The sequence below is a fragment of the Embleya sp. NPDC020886 genome, assembly GCF_044333915.1.
Taxonomy (GTDB): domain Bacteria; phylum Actinomycetota; class Actinomycetes; order Streptomycetales; family Streptomycetaceae; genus Embleya.
The window spans coordinates 47,346-68,917 of the sequence record NZ_JBIRRX010000027.1 but is presented as its reverse complement, the minus strand read 5'-3'; the positions used below and the strand labels follow the sequence as shown (position 1 = coordinate 68,917).

Annotated in this window: 6 protein-coding genes and 1 pseudogene; 2 read left to right on the top strand and 5 right to left on the bottom strand. The window is 68.7% G+C overall.

From position 1 onward, the window contains the following. Positions 1-50: 50 nt before the first annotated feature. On the bottom strand, positions 51-1,364 hold the full coding sequence (locus tag ACH4U8_RS44460; RefSeq protein WP_395784300.1) for a tetratricopeptide repeat protein: 1,314 nt from the start codon (positions 1,362-1,364) through the stop codon (positions 51-53). Between the two features lie 609 nt (positions 1,365-1,973). Beyond that, on the bottom strand, positions 1,974-8,888 hold the full coding sequence (locus tag ACH4U8_RS44455) for a DddA-like double-stranded DNA deaminase toxin (RefSeq protein WP_395784298.1): 6,915 nt from the start codon (positions 8,886-8,888) through the stop codon (positions 1,974-1,976). A 436-nt stretch (positions 8,889-9,324) separates the two neighbouring features. On the opposite strand from ACH4U8_RS44455, the gene ACH4U8_RS44450 reads away from it, so the two are divergent. Then, positions 9,325-14,091, top strand: a complete 4,767-nt coding sequence (locus ACH4U8_RS44450) for an FG-GAP-like repeat-containing protein (protein WP_395784296.1) — start codon at positions 9,325-9,327, stop codon at positions 14,089-14,091. A gap of 682 nt (positions 14,092-14,773) precedes the next feature. On the opposite strand, the gene ACH4U8_RS44445 is transcribed toward ACH4U8_RS44450, so the two are convergent. The 3 genes and pseudogenes from ACH4U8_RS44445 to ACH4U8_RS44435 form a co-directional block, all read right to left on the bottom strand. After that, entirely contained in the window at positions 14,774-15,178 is a 405-nt protein-coding gene (locus ACH4U8_RS44445) for a DUF6009 family protein (RefSeq protein ID WP_395784340.1), read from the bottom strand. Further along, positions 15,175-16,620 carry a phage/plasmid primase, P4 family gene (locus tag ACH4U8_RS44440; RefSeq protein WP_395784338.1) on the bottom strand — a complete coding sequence of 482 codons (1,446 nt, stop codon included), beginning with the start codon at positions 16,618-16,620 and terminating at the stop codon, positions 15,175-15,177. Before ACH4U8_RS44440 ends, ACH4U8_RS44445 begins: the two co-directional genes overlap by 4 nt. A 448-nt stretch (positions 16,621-17,068) precedes the next feature. Beyond that, positions 17,069-17,905, bottom strand: a pseudogene (locus tag ACH4U8_RS44435) (bifunctional DNA primase/polymerase); the annotation flags it as partial. A 1,169-nt stretch (positions 17,906-19,074) separates the two neighbouring features. Here ACH4U8_RS44435 and ACH4U8_RS44430 point away from each other — a divergent pair. Next, positions 19,075-21,486 (top strand): tetratricopeptide repeat protein, encoded by a 2,412-nt coding sequence (locus ACH4U8_RS44430; protein WP_395784294.1) that lies wholly within the window; start codon positions 19,075-19,077, stop codon positions 21,484-21,486. Positions 21,487-21,572: the final 86 nt, after the last annotated feature.

Below are 21,572 nucleotides of genomic sequence, written 5' to 3'. Positions count from 1 at the left end.
CCACGTCGTGCGATGCGATCCCTCTGAAAGACCGGTCACGACGGCGCAACTCACACTGCCCAAGGGTTCTCAAAGGCAGGGGTGGTGTCGCGCTCATGCCAGGCCGCTATGGCGTCCTTGACCCGTCCTCCACGGATCAGCAGATCCGCCAATACGGCGACATCCATTCCGGTGGTCGGTGTCAGCATCGCAATAGCTTCTTCGAGGCACCCGGTATCAGCCAAGAGGTCGGCCAGACGAAACTTCATGTTCCGGGTGTCGGCATCGGGCCGGGCACGTAGTTCGATGATGGCTTGCTCAGCACGGCCGCAGCGAGAAAGCAACCAAACGCGTTCGAAGAACAGTTCGGCCGACATGCCCCCGCTTCGCGCGGCAATATCGTCGACAATCGCAAAGGCCTCCTCGGTCCGCCCGTGCTCCGTCAACAATGTCAGCAGAGATTTCAGAACCCATTCGTCACCGGCCGCCGCCCCCGACGCAGAGCGCAGCACCAGAACCGCCTCGTCGAAACGATCGTTTCGGATCAACATGTCCGCCAATCCCACTGTGGCATCCGGCGAACCGGCTGCCGCGAACGGCCGCAAGACGTCGGCGGCGGCGTCCACATGACCTCGCTCCTCCAGCAAATCAGCCAGACGGTAGGACGCATCTCGCCCACCGGCCCCGGCAGCGAATTCTCGCAAATCAGCCAGCCGATCGTGACGTGCCAAGATGTCGGCATACTGTTCGATCACGTTAGCCGATGCGCCGTTGGGGTGGTAAATGCGCGTATCCAGCAGGGCCAGCGCCTCATCCACCCGTCCCTGCCGCTCCAGTACGGCAGCAGGCAAACCCACAACGGTCGGAGCCTCACCGAAGCGTGGCTCGGCAGGGACGGTAGGCAGCAAAGCCATCACTATGTCGTCCCTGCCGCACCCGGCGGTCAAATTGAGCAAAGCTCGCCCGCATACTTGGTTCCCCGCGTATGGACGCAACAGGGTGATCATTTCATCGGTGTGACCCAAGCCGGCCAACAGCGTCGCCAGCCGCTTAATCGCAGAGAGGTCGCCGGCTTCCGCTGCCGGGCGGACCAACGCAATCGCCTCGTCACGACACCCCCAATTATCGACAATGTCGGCGGCTGTGCCCACCGCCTCCCACCAGCCGATTTCAATGAACGGGGCAATGACTTCGAGGACTCCATCGCGCTCGCCCCGCCCAGCAAGAAACTGAGCCAAGCCCACTGCGCAGTACCAGTCGCCCGACTGTGCCTGGGAGCGAACTTCGTCAAGATGGCCGTGCTCGATCATGGTCGCCACCACCCACGGCGGCAGCCAAGGGTCAAAGGTACGAAGACGTCGATCGAGCTCAGCCAAAGTATCCACACTGCAACTGTAGCGGCTAACAATGAGGAGGCGTACACAGCCCCCCTCAACCCCAGGATGCACCGCCCGAATTTCCATATGATACACGCTCTTATGCGATATTTGTCTCTCACGAGAGCGTCGGGCATTCATGGCCATGCAACGGAGCAAATGTCGGCCAGGTTCGTCGCACCGCTATTCTGCAGAACAGGGAGCGCGCACGCATTCCCAGGAACGATTCCTTCTTCTCGTCGATGGGATCTCGCCGTGGGTTCGTCGACGGCGTAGTGCAGGCAGACGTGATTCGGTGGGCCCGGGTCTGGGCACCACCACCTCGAGGGTCGGTGAAAGCGGCGGTGCAGGCGGCCTCCAGCGGCGCGGGGCACGGATCTTGACAAGTCCGCGCTCGCTCCGGGTCGGGCTCCGACGCGGTCCGAGGGCAGTCGACCCGGCCAGCCTCACCGGAGACGGGGTGTCGGGCGGTTCCAGGGCAGGCGGTCGCCGACTCGGAAATATTCCGCGGCGCATCGTGGGGCCATTGGCCGATGACGCAGCGGCCCGGGGCGGTGCGTACGATCCCTCATGATCTTCATGTGTAATACACTCCGGCCTGCTGTTATCCGCACCAGATCAGCGTTCCGAGTGAAGTGTCCTAGGTTTCAATTTCCCATCAGGTCCCGGATACCATACTGTCAGGCTCGAGTTCGGGGGAAGAACCCATGGGACTGTCCATTCGCAACCAATGTTGCTTCTTTTGCAAGGCCCTTCAGAATTGTTGATAATCACGTGGGCATGCATTATATGGCGAGGGTCTTTCGAATTTCCCCACATTCGCCATGCCACTTTCGCCTCAACATGAGAGGCTGCCGGATGCATATTCATTGGGTTGTCGCGGGGATGCGGAGCGTCCGGAGTCACACGGAGGAGCCCATCGATAGCTGTGTACTCGGCGTCCCGGCTGCTGTCAATCCATCCGCCGATGGGCTCTCCATTACTGTCAACGATTTGTCCCGTGGTCGGGCCTAGATCATTTGGTCGAACCGGAAGCTTACCCGCAATCTCTGCGAATTTCTTCTTGGCTTCTTCGCTAAGATCCTCCTCGTCACAATTGTGCACCAGAATCGGAGTCGTCTCGGCCAGCACGTGGTACGTGTGGTCGGTGTCGACGGTCAGGTCGTGGGTGCGTTGTTGCTTGGTGTAGAGCCGAATGGCAGAGATCTGAACCCAGGTACCGGAGGCGGTCTGTAGCCATTGGCCAGGTTTCAGGTCACCGGCATTGACCCATTGCTTCAGCTCTGGGACCCAGAAGGGATGGTTGGTGGTGGCGATGACCGAGGCTTCGCCTTGGTCCGCCTGGACGGTGATCTCTGCGAATTCCTTGTCGTCCTCGGTAGTGATTGATGCGAGAACGGTGCGAGGTTTATTTTCCCCGGTTTCGGGATCAGCCGACGAAACTGCGTCGCCTGGTTTGATGTCCTGGATCGGCTTCGTCGAGCCGTCGGCCATCTGAACTTCCGTGCCAGGGAGGAAGCTGTGGTCGCAATTTCCCCCACCGCCACCCCCACTGAAGGGGTTCCACTTCCATTTCCAGTGCGCCGGCGAGCAGATGAGCCACTGACCCGTTTTGCAGCGATCCCACGTAGTTTCGGCCAGATCGACAAGTCCTTCGGCGATGGCCTTAGCCCTGGTGGCGGCTTGGTATCCAGCGATCAAGCCCAGAATAACAGCCTCGCCAACCGTTTCAGTGGGATCAGAACCGGTCTTCCGGCCTCCGCTGTGATAGGCGACAGTGGTGACAGGGTTGCTGCCCTTTCTCTTCGTACTTTCTGCGGCTTCGTCCTCCGCCTTGTCCTGCCTCTTGTTCCCGCCGCCGGCCGCCGAGCCCATGGCTTCACCTATGCCGAGGAGGCCCGTCGGGTCGCTGACCGTCGCGGGATTGTTTCCGGCGTACGTGTAGCCGTGCATTTGCTGGCTGTCGGTGAGGTCCATGATCGGGTCGACGCTGATGAAGCGGCCGAGAGCGGGGTCGTATTCGCGGGCGCCGACGTGGGTGAGGCCGGTTGCGTCCATGGGCTTGGCGAGGAAGCCCTTGTCGTCGGGCCATTGGCCGTTGGCCTGGGTGGGCTGGGCTCCGCGGGGCTCGCCGAAGGGCTTGGACTGGCGTCGGGTTGCCGTCAGGGTGGCGGCGTCGAGGGTGCTGACCGGGGTGCCGTGATGGTCGGCCGCCATGTATGCGACCGCGCCGTTGCCGTTGCGGACGACGGCGGTGCCGCCGGCTGCCGGATAGGTGCGGGTACCGATGACGGGGCCGGTGCCGTCGGTGTTGGTGGTGAGTTCGTCGGTGCCGAGGTAGAGAGTGGTCTTGCCGGCTTCTCGGCGGATGATGCGGTTGCCGTCGGCGTCGTAGAGGTATTCGCTGGTGCCGGTCGCGGAGGCGACCTTGGTGAGCTTGTCCTCTTCGTTCCAGGTGAGGGTCTGGAGGTTGGAGTCGGCGCCGGGGCGGGTCTTGGTGTTGCCGGACTCGTCGTAGGTCAGCCCGGTGGTGACGGCCTGACGAGTGCCCGTTTTGACGGTGACCGTGTCCAGGCGGTGGGTGCGGTTCGAGGGCTGGGCGCCCGCTCGGTAGCCGTATTCCGTGGTGACGTTCTTGGTGGGGTCGTCGGTGGGGTCGTGGTCGACGAGTTTGGTGCGGTTGCCGACGATGTCGTAGTCGAAGGACTGCCAGTACGGGTCCGGGCCGCCGACGGTGTTCTTGGTCGGTGTCTGGGTGGTGCAGCCGCCGACGCCGCCGACGCGGGGGAAGGTCGGGGTGTCGGTGCCGGCGGTGTCGGTCCAGGCTTCCTTGAGGCGGCGGTGGCCGTCGTAGGTGAAGCACTGGGTGTCGGTGGTGGTGCCGTCGCGGACGGTCTTGATGGAGGTGACGTCACCGCTGGGCTTGTAGGTGTAGGAGGTTGCGTCGACGGGGGTGTCGGCGGTGGATTTGGCCCATTGGGTGCCGAGGAGGCGGCCGGTGGCGTCGTCGTATTGGGTGGTGAAGGAGGCGAGGGTGAACTCGGAGCCCAGGTAGGCCCGGGTGTTGCGGCCGAGTTCGTCGTAGTCGGCCCAGAAGAGGTAGGGGTCCTGCCCGGCCAGGCCGCCGAGTTGGCCGGTGGCCAGGTAGCTGTAGCTCAGGCCCTCCGCGGGCAGGCCGCCGTGGGCGGGCAGGGTGAGGGAGGATTGCCTGCCGGTGAGCTTCTCGTAGGTGCCCGTGGTCTGGTAGACGCCGGCGAGCTTGCCCTCGGTGGCGGGGATGGTCGTGCGGGTGCCGGTGGGTCGGTAGGAGTCGGTGTCGAAGCCGGTGATCTCGCTGACGTATTGGGCGCCGGCGGCGCCGCCGACGTAGCGGATCGACTTGTCCTGTTGTCCCTTGGCCAGGGTGTCGTAGAACCATCCGGCGAGGAGGTTCTCCGGTTTGGCCTCAGCGCCCTTGTACAGCCCCGTCTTGCGGCCGAGTTGGTCGTACTCGTAGTGCAGTTGTTGGCCGCGGGCGTCGGTGGTCGTGAGGACGCGGCCGACCTTGTCGTAGGCGGTGTCCGAGGGGCCCTTGTCGGGGTCGGCGGTGTGGATCTTGCGGCCGAGGAAGTCGTACGTGTACGTCCAGGTGTTGCCGCCCGCGTCGGTGACGGTCTTGAGTTCCTCGCGCGGGGTGTAGGTGTAGGTGATCTTGGTGAAGTCGGTGCCCGTGGGGTCGTCGTTGCGGTACTCGCGCAGTTCGGTCGGCTTGCCGCGGGCGTCGTCGGTCGACATCGTCCTGACGCCGCCGGCGGGGGGCGTGACGGTCACCTTGTCCGCGCCCTGGTAGGCGGTGAGGGTCTCCCATTGCTTGATCGTCTTGGAGGAGAACCCCTCGACGGTCTTGCGGCCCTGGCCGTCGTAGGTGAAGGCCGTCTGCGCGGGGACCTGGGTGTCGGTGGCGACGAACACCGAGCCGTTCGGTTCCGCGTTGGGTTCGTAGTACGGCTGGTTGGACTTGAGGGGGCGGCCGAGGCTGTCGTAGAAGGTGTCCGCCACCAGACGCCCACCGGCTTCGTTGCCGGGGCTGGTCTGGGTCTGGCGCGGCTGGAGGAAGGCACCCAGGATGCTGTTGGCGACGCTGTATTGACCGTTGATCCGCAGGGTCTTGGTGGTGACCACCGAGGGTGCGGTCTTGTTGACCCGGTAGGCGAATTGGAGGTCCGCGTTGGCGGACTTGGCGTGTCCGGGCTGCCACACGGCGATCAGGCGGCCGAGGGCGTCGTATTCCTGCTGGACGACCAGGCCGTTGGCGTCGACGGACTTGACCGGGAGGTTGCGGGCGCCGGCGAATTCCTGGACGGCGGTCCAGCCCTTGGCGTTGGTGACCCTGGTGCGCGTCGGCAGCGCCCCCGCGACGGGTTCGTACGCGGTCGTGGTGACGTTGTTCTCGGCGTCGGTGGCCTTGACCACACGGCCGTAGGCGTCGTACTCCGACCTGGCGGTGGTGAGCCATTCCGGGGCGCCGGCCTTGTAGTCGGTGGCCGCCTCGGTCGCCGTCACGTCGCCGATCGCGCCGACCCGGCCCAGCGGCAGCGTGTCGTAGTAGACGCGTGATTGGGCGTAGACGCTGCTCTGGGTCGGGGTCGTCGCGCAGTCTCCGACGACGGAGACGACCTCGGTGGGTTTGCCGATGATCCACGCGGTGGTGTTGTGCGCGTAGGTCGTGGTCGCGCAGAACGGGTCGAGGTTGTCGGCGAAGTCCGCCACCGTGGTGGGCAGCCCATAGGTGGCGTCGTACGTGGTTTCCTTGCGAGTCTTGCGCCAGGTGTCGTCGGCCAACAGTTCGCGAGTGACGATGCGGTCGGTGCGCGTCATCCGGGCGGTGAGGTCCGGGAGGTCGCGGACGCGTTTGTGGGTCGCGGTGATCCCGGACGTCCACGGTCGGGACGAGGTGGTGGCGACGACCTTGTTGCCGACGTCGTTGCCGTCGAAGGTCTGCGTCTCGTAGGCGAATCCCGCCTGCGGGTCCGCGTCGGTGATCGGCTCGCCGGTGGAGTCGGTGACGGTGACCGCGCGCTTGGTGCCGTCCTTCTTGACGTCGCCGTCCATGCCGCGCAGGTAGAGCGACTTGGACTTGGTGACCTTGTCGGGGCCGGCGCCGGAGCGGGTGATCACCTCGGCGTAGCCGCGGTAGTCGTTCCAGGTGCGGCGGTCCTTGGACTTGGGCTTGGAGGCTTCCTTGTCCTCGGTGAGTTCGGAGTCGTCGCGGTGCCAGGCCGCGCCGCCGAGGTATTCGTAGCGGGTGGAGGTGTCGACCGCGCCGTGGGTGGTGGGGTCGTGCTGGGTGACCTGGGCGACGGTGTACTTGTGGAACCAGTGCAGGACGGGTTCGGAGTCTCCGTAGCTCCACCACATGGGGTAGCAGGCCTTGGTGTTGGTGTCGGGGGTGGGCAGCGTGGCGGGGGTGCATTCGGGGTCGTTGTAGTCGACGGTGGTCTGGCCGCCGGTCTCGTTGGTGATGCCGGTGATGCGGCGTCGGTTCATGGGCGGGGCCATGTCGCCGCCCGCGTCGACGCGGTTGGGCTTGAACTTGCCGACGAAGTCGACCGAGGGCGTGTCGATCCGCTTCGAACCGTCGTAGGCGGTGTGGGTGATGGAGTTGAGCCACAGGGTGGCGGTGGAGCCGTCCTGGGGGTCGGGGTAGTCCTGGTCGAGGGCGTACTCGTCGACGGTCTGGTAGCCGGTGCCGACCAGGGCCTGGGTGGTGATCTTTGTCAGGCGGCGGGTGGAGAAGAACGTCTGGCCGTACTGCTCGCAGGTGCCGGTTGTGGCGCAGACCTTGTCGACGGGGACGTCGGGCCATTTGGCGGCGTTGGCCTTGGTCATCTTGGCCGGGTCGCAGTCGAAGCCGTCCTTCTTGAGGCAGCGCTCGGCGGTGTCGAAGAGGACTTGTGCGGTGGGGCCGGTGGTGTCGGTGGTCTTGCTGCCGTAGGTGATCTTGGCGAGGGTGCCGCCGCGGGTGTAGGGCGTGAGGGTGCCGGAGCCGACGAGGACGGCGCCGCGGGTGTAGGTGTTCTTCTCCTCGTTGTAGGTGAAGGTGACCAGGCCGGCTCGGGTGTCGACGACGTGGTCGAGGTTCCAGCGCCAGGCCTGTGGGCACCAGGAGGCGTCGAACCCGGCGGGCTTGTTGCAGGGTTCGCCGGTGTCGTTGCCGTAGACGGGTGCGGTCCAGGTGGCGTTGGTGGCGGGGCCGGTGTTGCCGCCGGGTTTGTGGCCGGCGCCGAAGTAGTACTGGACGCCGTCGGTGGTGGTCAGGCGCCAGTGTTCGCCGTCGTCGTCGCCGTTGTCCGCGCCGGTGAGGAGTTCGATGCGGGAGTTGTCGTCGTCCTGCAGGCGCCAGGTCTTGGAGATGTCGTCGCGCAGGAGGGTGGAGGACTTGCCGTTGAGGGAGAGGGTGAGGGTGTTCTGGTTCGACCAGCACTTCTCGCCGGACTTGTCCCGGCCGTCGTTGGCGCAGGCCTGGTAGGAGCGTTCGACGTAGCCGGGCGAGTAGTCCCAGCCCTCGCCGATCCACGATGCCTGGTTGTTGGTGGAGGTGGTGCGGCCGTCGACGGCGCCGGAGTTGTAGGCGAGGTTGATCCGGGGGGCGGTGCCGCCGATCGCGGGCGGGACCGGGATCGGGTGACTCCAGTTCAGGGAGCCGGAGTTGCCGCCGGCGGTCCAGGCGCCGGATGCGGACAGCGAGGTCGCCTTGAAGTCGCCGGAGGGGCCGGCGTCGGCGGCGGTTGCGGCCAGCACCATGCGGCCGGTCGCGGTCGGGGCGCCGGCCTGGGGTATCGCGGCGGGGAGGTCGACGTCGGCGCTGACGCGCTGGGTGGCGCGGTCGTTGCGGGAGTTGTCGATCGGGGTGCGGGTGCGGCAGTCGGCCCGGTCGGGGGTGGTCAGGGCGCATTCGGGCAGGGCGAACAGGCGAAGTCGCGTGGACCAGTCGGCTCCGAAGGCGTCGCGGAAGGCCGAGTAGTCGACGGAGACGGTGATGCGGCCGGTGTCGGTGCGGCCGTCGGTGCGGGCGACGCTCAGCAGGACGCCGTCGACGCCGGCGCGGTCGGTGGCTGCCCGGTCGGCGAGGGTGACCTTGACCTTCGTGGGTGCCGGGGTGGTGTTCGGGGCGAGTGTGGTGCGGGGTTTGAGCGGTGAGGGTGCGTCGCCGGCGGCGGGGGTGGTGACGCGGACCGGGCTGTCGCCGACGCGGCCTTGGCCCGGGGCGGCGAGCAGGGCCGCCAACCCGGTGGATCGGGTGGCCGATTCGGGGGCGGGGGCGGTCTCGGCCTCCAGCGGCGCGGGCCACTGGGGTTTGGCCGGTTTCCAGGCGGGGCGCCCGTCTCCGGTCAGCGGTTGGATCCTGGGTTTCGGCGCGTCCGAGCCGCCGACCGAGGGCATGTGGTCGAGGGGGCTCGGGGACCAGGCCGGCCGGTTCCTCGGGTCGACGAGCAGTCCGTGGGCCTGGGCCGGACCCACGGACGCGAACAGCGCCAGGACGGTGCCCGCCACGACCAGGGGCCGGGCGATGCTCCGCCGTCCGCGCCTGTTCCTGCCGCCGGCCCTCCACGAACCCACGCCCATGCCAGTCACCCTGCCTCCCGCCGTTCCCGCCCCCGACGAACGGGCGAAAGACCAAATGAGAGGCGCAGGCTATGGGCTTGGTGTTTTGTTGACAATGAAGGTTCCGGGACTCTAAGTGATTTGGATCACTACAACGAAAAGGGGTCGCGGATCGTCGCATGGCCGCGAGAAGTCGCGATCATCCCTTGCATCCGAAAGGCCTGTCGGCGCGAATGACACAGGGTGATCATGCGACTGCGAGTCGATCGCATGTGAGTCGGGTCACACAAACTTTTTGGTTGTGATCACCGACTGTGACCCGCTACTTTCCCTGCGCCTATGCGCACTCGCGCCGGGCTCCCCGGCCTTGCAAGGAGCAGCCGCGATGGGGCTTCCACCCCGCCATGCCCGAATACGACCCCGAATGAAGGCCGCCGTGTGCGGCATGGTCGGCCTCACCCTCACGTGCGGAGTACTCGCACCCGCCGTCGGCGCCGCCGTTCCCGACGCGTCCGCGAACGCCCGGGCGCTCGTCGCGCCCGAGACCTCGCAGGCCTCGGCGGCGACCGCCGCGGGCACCGCGACGGATTCCGCCCCGGCGAGCGGGCCGCCCGCACCGGCAGAGGCGAGCGCGGCCGCGCAGGCGCGGAGCACGGGCAAGCCCGTCGCGATCCCGGCCCTGACCACCGAGACCGACACCGTCACCGCGATGCCCGACGGCACCGTGTCGCTCAAGCGCACGGTCGAGCCGGCGCGCACGAACAAGACGGGGACCTGGGTCGACCTCGACGCGACCCTGAAGGCGTCCCCGGACGGGAAGGTGCGCCCGGTGGCCACCACCGGCGACCTGGTGCTGGGCGGTGGCGGGGACAACGTCCTGGCGTCGATGACCAGCGAGGGCCGCACCCTCTCGCTCACCTGGCCGACGGTGCTGCCCCGCCCCGTCCTGGACGGGGCGGGGGCGTTGTATCCGGGGGTGTTCCCGGACGTGGACCTGAAGGTGACGGCCACCGAGAAGGGCGGTTTCACGCACACCCTGATCGTCAAGACCCCGCAGGCCGCCGGGAATCCGGCCCTGGCCGCACTCAACCTGACCGTGGGCAGCGACGGCGTCGCGCTCGCCGAGGAGGGCGACGGCACGCTCGTCGCCAAGGCGGGCGACGGCACGCTCGCCTTCGTAGCCCCGACCCCGCGCATGTGGGACTCGCGCACCGTCCCCAAGGCCACGGGCCCCGCGGCACGCGCGAACGCCGGCGCCGCGACGACGGCCGACGCCGGTACTGCGACGCCGGACCCCGCCGGCGTGCCACAGGGCGAACTGGTCTCCGACGCGCACCGTCCCGGGGCGTTCGCCGAGACGGCGGACCTGGACACCAAGCTGGCGGGGGGTTCCCTGACGCTGGGTGCCGACACCGCGCTGCTGGCGGGCCCGGACACCGTCTTCCCGGTCTACATCGACCCCAGCTGGACACCGGTGAAGAAGACCGCCGGCATGTGGGGGTGGGTGCAGTCCGCCTACGACGACACCCCCGGTTGGGGGCGCACGGACTACCAGCCCGGTGTCGGCTACCAGCACTGGCGGATCAAGACCGGCCTGGAGCGCAGCTTCTTCCGGGTGCCGATCGGCCTGGACGGAAAGGTCGTCAAGTCGGCCACGTTCAACGCCAAACAGGTCTCCTCCGCCCTCGGGGAATGCAACACCAACCCGCAGCCGGTGTACCTCAACGCGGTCTCCGACACCCTGACCACGCAGACCCACTGGATCAACCAGCCCACCGGCGCCTCGCAGTGGGCGAGCGGTTCGTACGCCTGCGGGAACCAGCTCCTGGACTTCGACGTCACCGGCCAGATCTCCGCGCGCACCCACTGGACCTCGGTCACGTTCGGTCTGTACGGCAACGAGAGCAGGACCGACACCAACAACGGCTTCAAACGCGTCTCCCGCGAGGCCGACGACACGTTCCTGACCGTCGTCTACAACACGCGCCCCAACCCGCCCACCAACCTGCGCACCGACCCCGCCCCGGCGGGCGACGCCGGGTCCGGCAAGTGCGGATACGTCGGCCGGCTCAACCCCGACGTCGGGCGGCTGGACCTGATGGCCGACCGCAACGACCCCGACGGCGACGACGGCGACCTGTGGTTCGCCCTCAACGACCGCTCCGACAGCGGGAAGGAGGTGTGGAACAGCGGCTGGGTCGCCTGGGGGCAGAACGGTGCCACCGGCCACGCCTACGCCCCCACCAACGTCCTCGTCCCCGGCCACGACTTCCAGTGGAGCGTCAAGGGCGGCGACGGCAACGGCGGCCTGGCGTCCGCCTGGGCCGACAGCTGCGTCTTCACCGTCGACGCCACCGTGCCCGAGGTCGCCTCGGTCACCAGCACCGACTATCCCTCGAGCGGCAGCAACAAGCCCGCCGGCGCCAAGGGCACCTTCACCGTCACCGCCGCCGACACCGGATCCGGCGTCGCCCGCGTCGACTACGTCCTCAACGCCGTCATGCCGGTCGGCCCCGCCAACCAGGCCACCTGGAACGAGCAGAACAAGACCTGGGAGATCGTCGACCTCCCCGTTCCGGGATGGTCCGGGAACACCCTGACCGTGCGCGCGGTGGACCGCGCCGGGAACCAGAGCCCCAACGCCACCTACAACTTCTACGCGCCGATGAACCCGTCCGCCACCATCCGTCTGGGCGACATCACCGGCGACACCCGCGTGGACATGCTCACCGTCGCCGACAACGGCGACCTGATCATGTACGACGCCGGCTCCGACCCCGCCAAGGGCGGCAGACTCGCCTCCCGCGCGGCCACCGGCCCGATCAATCCGACCACCCCGACCTGGCAGGGCGCCCTGTTCACCCACCGCGGCGGCGCCGGCGCACAGGCCGACGACCTGTGGGCGCTGGCCGAAGGCCAGTTGTACACCTACCGCAACAGCGAGACCCGGGCCATCCCCTACGCCAACCCCAGAGGACTGGCCGCCAACGACACCCAGTACTACGGCCCCAGGAACCGCCGCGTGGTCACCCGGCCGCCCTCGTGCGACAACCCCGCCGCCGCCGACCGGCTCTGCCCCGGCTACGACCCGAACACCTGGAGCGCGGTCCGGCAGATGGTCGCCGCCGGCGACGTCGACGGCGACCGCACCCTCGACATGTTCGTCGTCGAACAGACACCCGCCGAGAAGACCGCCGGAACCTCACGCCTGTACCTGATGCCCGGCAACGGAGTCCCCGGCCAGTTCCGCACCACCGCCCGCTTCCTGGGCACGAAGGACTGGACGAACTACGACCTCCTCGCGCCCGGGGACGTCACCGGCGACCAACGCCCCGACCTGTGGGCCCGCGACCGCCGCGACGGCGCCCTCTACCAGTACCCCTCGCGCATCAACGCCGGCGTCACCGACCCGGCCGCGCTGGCCGACGACACCACCCGCGTACGCATCGCCTCCGACCTGACCGTCACCGCCTACCCCGTCCTGCGCGCCGACGGCGACCTCGACGGCGACGACCGTGCCGACCTGTGGGCCCAGGCACTCGACGGCGGCATCTACGTCGTCCTGGCCAACAAACCCGGAAGCGCCACCGCGTTCGCACCCGGCATCCTCCTGGCCAACCGCACCACCCCCGACACCACCTGCCAAACCTTCCCCTCCGCGACCCGACGCACCACACCGGACGCCGTCAAACTCTGCGGACCCATCCTCAGCAAATACATCGCCTCCGGTGGCCTGACCGGCGAACTGGGCTACCCCGTCACCGGAACCGTCCGAGACGGCGACGGCGAAGGCTGGTGGGCCGACTTCGAGGCCGACAGCGGCAACGCCACCGCCGCCGCGTCCATCAACTACTCCCGCTACACCGGCGCCTGGATCGTCCGCGGCACCGTCCGCACCAAGTGGCTCACCGGCGGCGGCACCCGCGGCACCCTCGGATACCCCGTCGGCGACGAAACCCCCCTCCAGGACGGCGCCGGCACCAGATTCGGCGCGATCAGCCGCTTCGCCGGCAACACCACCAACGGAGCCGGCGCCATCACCGCCGGCAACGCCGGCGTCCACGAACTCCACGGCGACACCTACGACCACTGGGAATCCCTCGGCGGCGCCCGCGGCTTCCTCGGCCTGCCCTCCACCGACCAGACCAACACCCCCACCAAACCCGGCACCTACACCCACTTCCGCCTCCCCGGGGCCACCGCCGACCACGCCTCCATCTACTGGTCGACCGCCACCGGCGCCCAAGCCGTCTACGGCGCCATCCGCGACCGCTGGATCGCACTCGGCTGGGAGAACGGCTACCTCGGGTTCCCCACCGGCGACGAATACCCGCTCCTGGGCGGACGCCGCTCCGACTTCCAGGGCGGCTACATCCACTGGAGTCCCGGCGCCGCCGTCGACACCCCCTACGCGCCGCAACGCGACATCGCCACCGCCGACATCAACGGCGACGGCCGCGCCGACGTGGTCGGCGTCGACGACAGCGGCTCCCTGTGGCTGCACGTCACCAACCCAGACGGCACCCTCCGGCCCCGCACCGGGCTGTGGCCCGACGCCACCTGGAAGGCCATGACCGCCCTGACCGCCGGCGACTTCAACGGCGACGCCCACGACGACGTCGTCGCCGTCAGCGCCACCGGACACCTGTGGCTGTACGCCGGACACGGCGACGGCACCCTGACCGCCGGCGTCCTCCTGTGGCCCGACAACGGCTGGCGCACCATGGGCGCCATCACCGCCGGCGACTTCAACGGCGACGGCAAGACCGACCTCGCCGCCATCTGGGACGACGGCAGCCTCATGCTCTACGCCGGCGACGGCAACGCACACCTCGCCGACGCCATACCCATGTGGCCCGACAAAACCTGGGCCGGCATGCGCCTGACCGCCGGCGGCGACTTCAACGCGGACGGAAAAACCGACCTCGCCGCCGTCAGCCGCACCGGACACCTCCACCTCTACCGAGGGCGCGGCACCATCGTCAACGGCGCCGCGTTCGACAACAGCGTCCCCCTGTGGCCCGACGCCAGTTGGAGCACCGTCCGCGACATCGCCGCCGGCAACCTCGACGACAACCCCAAAACAGACCTCGTCGCCATCTGGGACGACGGCACCCTCCACACCTACCCCAACCTCACACCCCTCCCCTAGACACACCACACCAACACCGCGGCCCCACACTCCCCGAAGGAGCGTGGGGCCGCGGCACACCCCAACCCCGCCCCTCCGGGAACGACACGCAACCGAACCGAAAACACGACAGAACCTCAGGAAACAGCGACCGATATCAGACAAGGCCGCGACCCACCGAGGCCATCGGCAAGGAACGAGGGCGGGATGCGTGTCGTGGAGGTGGTCGAACCACTCGCTGTCGCGCTCGCGTTCCGGGGTGAACGTGGAGCCGGGTCGTGAGCAGACCTCGCCGACGCGAGGGCCGCGGCACCCGGCCCGGCCCGCGACACTCGTCGCTGCGGCGGGGAGTGTCGGCGTGGACATCGCCGTGGACAGGCTTGGCACGGAGGTTCTTGTGGTCCTCGCTGTTCGGCGTCCGGATCCCGAGCACGTAGGGAGAAGTGATCGGTGTTTCGCGGGTGTCGGGGACCGTTCGTGGTCGATGTGGCCGGCACGGCCTCGCCCCGGTGTCGGGACTTGTGGGTGTGATGTGTCGACCCGGGGTCGACACATCACACGGAAGGTTGCCCTGTGGGGGCAACCGACTTGTCCCCGGCGGTTGTGTCCACAGGAATGTCGCCGGCCGTCGTTTCGCGGACTCGATTCCCGACTTCGGTCGCTTCGGTCGCTCTGATCGCCGAGATCTCCGCCGGCCCGGTGTCTATCCCTTGGGCAGCGTTATGCCCAGTTCGCGCATGGCCTCGGACGGCGGTCCGCCCTCGGAGCGCTGCGTCTTGTGTCCGGGAACTTTCGGTTCCAGGGTGCGGGGGTCGACCGCTTCGGAGGGAGCGCCGGAGATGTAGGCGCCGGTCGGGGCCTGATCGCGGTCGTGCGGGGCGAGCCAGAACACGCGGCGGCGGTAGGTACCCGACGCTCGGGAGGCTTTCGCCTGGGGCCCGAGGACGGCATAGCCGACCATGCGGCCGTCGCGATGGAAGGCCGGGGTCCCGCTACGACGGGGGAGGCGGTCGAGGACCTGGCGGACGTAGTCGAGGTCGGTGGGGTCCTCGAGCCAGACGATGTCGCTCTCGTGGGCGATCTGCTCCGACGTGATCAGCGCGCTCACGGGGTCTCCTCGGTGTCGTCGAGCAGGCCGATGCCCGGGTAGTACTTGCGTTGGTTGGACGTGGTCATCTGGCGGGGCGAGGTCAGGCCGACCGTCTCCCGGATCCTGGCCGCGAACGCGCGGGCGGAAACCGGGGAGGCGTCCTCGAAGCCGCACCAGGTGCGGTAGGCCGCGTACAGGCCGGTCTGTTCGGCGCGCATGCCGGTGGCGAGGGTGCAGCGTTCGTCGACGAAACGGCCGATGTGGTCCTCGGTCTCGGCGTAGGCGTGGGTGGCGACCCGGACACGGGGCGGGCCGGTGAGGTCGCGGTCGCCGGCGAGGTAGCGGCGGGCGCCCTCGACCAGCCAGGCCAGGATGCCCGGGCCCTCCTCGGAGACCAGGACCTGGGCGAGGTTGTCCACTCGATGCTCGTCGGCGACGACGCGCTCGAACGGCACCAGGCGCATCCTCCTCCAGAACGCGAAGCCCCCACTGGTGACTTCGGGGCGGTGGTTGCCGAGCAGCCAGAGTTTGTGGGTGGGTTCGAAGCTGAAGAAGTCCTGCCGCATCCGGCGGGCCTTGAGGCGGTCGCCGCCGGTGAGGAGCTTGAAGCGGGCCTCGTCGAAGCGGTCGCCGGGTTTGAGTTCGGAGCAGACGATGACCCGGCGGCCGTGGAGTTCGGCGAGGTCGGTGGGATGGCCCTCGAACGGCTTTGCCATGAGGAATCCGGGCGGGGCTGCGTCGGCGTAGTCGCCGAGCAGGGTGACGAGTACGTCCAGGAGGACGGACTTGCCGTTCTTTCCGAGGCCGTACAGGAACGGCATGATCTGCGCGCCGACGTCGCCGGTGACGGAGTAGCCGAGCAGCAGGTGCAGGAGGTCGATCATCTCGGCGCCTTCGGCGTCGTCGCCGAAGGTGTCGGTGAGGAACCGGTGCCACCGCGGGGTGGGCATCGCGCTCGGGGCGACGGTGCACGAGCGGGAGTGGTTGTGCTTCTCCGGGTCGGAGGCGGCGACTGCGCCGGTATGCAGGTCGACGACCCCGCCGGGGGTGCACAGCGCGTACGGGTCGGCGTCCAGGTGTTCGGCGCGCAGCACCATGCCGGGGGCGGCCTGGGCCTGCATGAGCATGGACTTGAGGCCCGACGTGGACAGTGATCGGCGGCGGTGCTTGCGCAGTTCGGCGTCGGAGTGGGTGCGGTGGGGGTCGGAGGTGGCGAGGGTCTCGGCCATGTCGCCGGCCGCCCACAGCACGGTGTCGTCCTCGTCGAGTTGCCAGCGGTGTCCGGCCCATCGGTACCAGCCGAGGCCGGGGACGTGTCGGAAGTCGCCGCCGTAGAGGGCGACGAAGGCCTTGGCGTTGCCGCGGTCGGAGAGCGAGTCGGGGACCAGCCCGCGGCTGGTCGCCGCACCCCGACCCGGGGAAGGGGCTGGGCTGGTGTCCTGGGCGGGGAAGAGCGGCAGGGTGGCCTCCGGGGTTCAGGGGCCTGGCGCGGCCGGCCGTCATGCCGCCGCGGATGGTGGAAAGGGATCGCTGCGCGTGGCCGGGGCGGGCGCGTTCTGCGGCTTCCAGGAGCAGGCGTTCGGCGTCTCCGGGGTCGAGGTGGCCGGCGGCGACCAGACCCCCGGCGGTGTAGGCGGCCCGGTTGAGTTTGTCGTTGAACGCGGCCCCGGACGGCACGAGTGCGCAGTCCGCGACCTCCTGCAGGACCGTGGCCAGTGTCTTGGCGGCGAAGTTGGAGTGGCCGCCCGCGGCGGCGACGGCGATCCGGGCCCGGGGCGGCACCGGAGGGTTTCCGGCCGGGGGGTGGGGGTGGTCGGCGTGGCCGGTGCGGGCGAGTTCGGTGGCCGGCCAGGTCGGGAGCAGGGCCGGTACGCGGCAGGTGCCCACAGGGGTGTAGACGCCGCCCGGGGTGCGGGTGCCGGGGGCGACGATGTAGCCGCCGACGCCGCGCACGTCCACCTGCCAGGCCAAGGCCCGTCCGGTGCTCGAACCGCTGGAGCACAGCCACTTGCGGGTCGGCGGGGTGCGGTACCAGACGTGCTTGCCGTCGGAGGGGGTGCGCACGCGGAGCGTGTCCCGGTCCTCGGTCGGGTCCGGGGCGCCGCGGAGCGCGGCGAGGAGGGCCAGGCTGTCGAAGCCGCTCGCCAGGCCGGTCAGGTCGACGTGTTCGCCGATCGTGATGCCCGGCAGCAGTCGGTCCCGGTCGGGCAGGACGGCGTTGTGGGCGTCGACGTCGATGACGATGAGGTTGGCCGGGCCGCACGCCACGCCGACGCCGAACCGTGAGCTGCGGCCCCACCAGGCGCGGATGCGCTCCGGATCGAGCGTGGCCGCGTGGAAACCGTGACACCAGCGACCCGCCGCCAGGCATGGGCACCCGACGTGGGTGTGCCCGGGCTCATGGCATGCCTCGCAGTTCGCGGGTGGGGTCTTGCGTCGAGGCGCCAACGGGTGCACCGGCCAACCGGACCGCGCGCACCACCGGGCCACGGCCAACGCCTCGGGCACCGCGTCCCGTTCCTGCCCGATCACACCGGCCTCCCCCAGTTCCGATCCGCGCTGGCGACCGGCGGCCAAAGTGCGGCAGCGACCGAGACGACGATCCGACGAGGCGAACGTCAGGGACCGAGCGCGGCCCTGATCTTCCGGTCGAACCGATTGCACGCCTGGCCGTCCGGCAGCAAGGCCCGGACCTGTCCACGCCGCGCCCAACAGCTCAACCACCCCCACCCACGTGCTCAACATCGGCTCGCCCATTACCGTCTCCTCCCACGACGCCCGGCCCGATCGCGCCGGTGTGCGTTCGAAGCAGGAGCGCACGGGAGGGCGCGCTCCGATCGAGGTCGGCTTTCACGTGTCGTGGTCATGGCCCGCGCGCTGTCCATGACCAAACCCTGATTCGCTCCTCAGCGCCCCCGCACCCGTGCTTGCGACGGTTGGTTGAGGCGCCCTTCAGGGTCTCCTCGGTGCCCCGTGCTCGGGCAAACCGAGCCGGGCCCCGGGTTGGTGCCTCGGGGAGCTGGCACGCGGCCCACACGACCATGGACGAGCAGCGCCCCACCGGCCCGAAGCCGAACACCTCGGTCTCGCATGGACCCCAGTCCCACATCACGAGCGCCCCCGTCACGGCGAAGTCGCGAACCGAAACGTCGCGGCGCCTCGTCGAGGCCGCCCGGCGCCGCCTTCGGGATCCGGCGTGGAAGTGGTGTTCTCCTGCGGGCCCCGAATCCGCCGGCACATCATGGACTCTTGTGCATGCGGCCGGCCGATGCGGTTTAGGACTGCTCGGGCCGCGGCGGCTCCGGGGAGAAGGGGTGGCCATGGGGTGGACCACGACGTGGTGTTGAGCGGGAGACACCGGCTGGACAGGCACCTGGGCGTCGGGCCCGAGCTTCAACGAGTGGCACGTGACCTGCATCGCGAAGCGGCACGCGAACCTGACGATTACTCCCGGCGGATCCGCACGTGGATGTCGGAGGACGCACAGGCGGTGTTCGACGTGGGGATCGAGACGACCACGACCGGAGTACCCGCCCCGTGCCGCGGGCCGCCCGCCGGGTACTACCGGCCGAAGCCCGGATGGCGGACAAGGAGCCGTTAGGGCACCGGAGGGGGACCACACCGGTGTCGTGTACGCCGACGGCCCACCCGTCGAGCCGTGAGCCGCTACCAGGCGGCGTTCGGCTCCGAGACCGCCGCCTCCCGCGACGCACGTTCAGGGGCGACTTCGATTCCGAGGAGTTCACCGGCGATACGGCAACTCCCACCCCGACTTCGTACGCGCAGTAAGGGACCGACGCCGCCATCCGACCACCACAAGATCGGGAGTTCGGTTGTCCAGTCATTCACCTGTGCGGCGACGTCGAGACACCGCGATACTCGCCTCGGGCCCCGTGCTCGGGGCAGGCGCTGGCGTGATCACCAACGTGATCACGTCCGATTGGAACTGGTGGTTGTTTGCCTCGTTACTTGTGATCGTCTCGCTGTGTGCGGTCGGAGCCACACATCTTCCGGCTCCGACGATCGCGCCGGAACACCCCGCCGAACCCGGGCCCTCCACGCTCCCGCCCGCAAGTGCCGTCTTCGCCGGACGTCGCCCCGAGTTGGCCAGCCTCACCTCCCGCCCGAACCGGGCGGCCCATCGGGCGGCCCTCTTCCTGATCACCGGCGAGCCCGGCGTCGGCAAGACCGAACTCGCGACACAGGCCGCGTATCGCTTGGCCGACCGGTTTCCCGACGCACAGCTCTTCCTGGCCTTCCGCAGCCACGGAGGCCGATCGGGTCGCGCCGACACCAGGGACGTTCTGCTCGACGCACTCGGCACGTTCGCCCCCGAGATATCCCGGACCGTGCTCGACATCGACCGACTGGTCGCCGCCTGGCGCGCGGCCACGACAGGCCGTCGCATGCTCCTGGTCCTCGACGACGTCGTGACCGCCGACCAAGTGCTGAATCTGTTGCCCGGCTCCTGGGAATGCCTGGTGATCTCGACAGCCCGAGAGTTGATCACCGGGCTGGATCCAGACCTCCACCTGAGACTCGACGGACTGTTGGTCGAAGACGCCGAACACATGATCGGTGAAATCGTCCGCCGCGCTTCGTACCGGTTACCGGGCGACGACATACGAGAACTCGCCATGGTTCACCGACTGCCGCTGACGATCCGGCACGCCGTCGACCAACTCGTCAACGGGACCGGGCCACCGGCCACACGAACGACACCCCCCGTGGCCGGGGCCGGCGTCTTCACCACATCGTTCGGCCGTCTGGGCCCCCGGGAGCGCCTGGTCCTGCGCCGGGCCGCGCTTCACCCGGGGCCACATCTGATCGCCGTGTTCGTGGCGTCCCTCGCAGGCCTTCCCGCGGCGGAGACCGAGGACGCGCTGGCGGAACTGCACCGGTTGGGGCTGCTCCACCGACCGGACCCACACGGGTTCGGATTCCACGACCTGGTCCGCGCCCTCGCGCTCGCCGACGCCGGGGTGGTGGGCGAGGACGAGCAGGCCCTGACGCGGCTCTTCCGGACCACGTCGGACGTGATCGACGAACTCGGTGTCCAAGGCAGGGCACCGGTGATCACGAGCGCCGCCCGAGACCACCACCCTGCGGTCCTGCCACCGATGAGCGAGATCGAGGCCCTGACGTGGACATCGGTGTACTTCGACGATCTGCACGCGGTGATCCGTCTCGCGATCGACCGGCACTGGGACGGCACATGGCAGCTCGTCAGCGGGATCTCCGCGTACATGCGCTTCCATCGCAACATTCCCCAGGCCGAGGAACTGAACCGATCCGCCCTGCAGTTGGCGATCATCGCGAACGACCGGCGGGGCCAGGCGGCCTGTCATCTGTGGCTCGACCGCATGGCGCGGACCCTGTCCGAGTACCCCCGGGCGGACGCGCACGCCCGCCGAGCGCTGGCGATGTTCGTCGCCCTCGGTGACGTCCTCGGCCAGGCCAACGCCCACGCGGACCTGGCCAACATCGAACACCACCGCGGGCGATACCAGGATGCGGCCGTCCGCGCGGAACAAGCCCGCGCTCTCTTCCTCCAGGCGGGCGACACTCGCGGGCACGCCGACAGCGAGGGTGTTCTCGGCATGCTGTGCCGCCTGACGGGCGACTACCGCGGCGCTCTCGAACATCTGGACGCGGCGCTCACCCTTTTCACCCGAATCGGGAACGAACGCAACCAGGGCTGGATTCACATCGAACTGGGCATCGTCGCCCGCCAGACCGGGGCCTACACGCAGGCTCGACACCACTTCCACCGCGCCCGGGACATCTCCGAACGCACCGACGATGCGACCAAACGAGCGTGGGCCGACCGCGAACTGGGCATCCTCGCCCGGACCATCGGGGACTGGGACGACGCTCTGACCCTCTTGTCCGCAGCCCTGCGCGTCTTCACCGATCTCGGTGGTCGGAGAAATATCGCCGACGCACTCGTCGAACTGGGCACCCTGCATCGAGTCAAAGGTGAGACGACCGCCGCACGAACTTCCCTCGAGCGAGCGTGGACCATTTACCACAACATCGAAAACCGGCGCGGAATCGCCTGGACGGAACTGGAACTGGGCTCTCTCGATCGGCTCACCGGATCCACGACGTCCGCCCGGGAACACATCGACCGGGCCCTCGCCCACTACGCAATCGTGGGCGACCGATCGGGAATCGCCCGAGCCCACTACGAACTGGGCTGCCTCGCACACCTACGAAACGACGATGCCGTCGCGCGAACACAATGGGAAACGGCGCTCACGTTGTACACGGCGATGGGCTTTCCCGAAGCGAACGAGACACGCACCCGACTGAGTACCCTCTGAGGGCAACCGCCGGGGCCCGCGGCCGTTACCATCCGGCTGGACCCCGCAAAGGGCCAACTCAAGCCGTCATGGCCATGAGGTGTTCG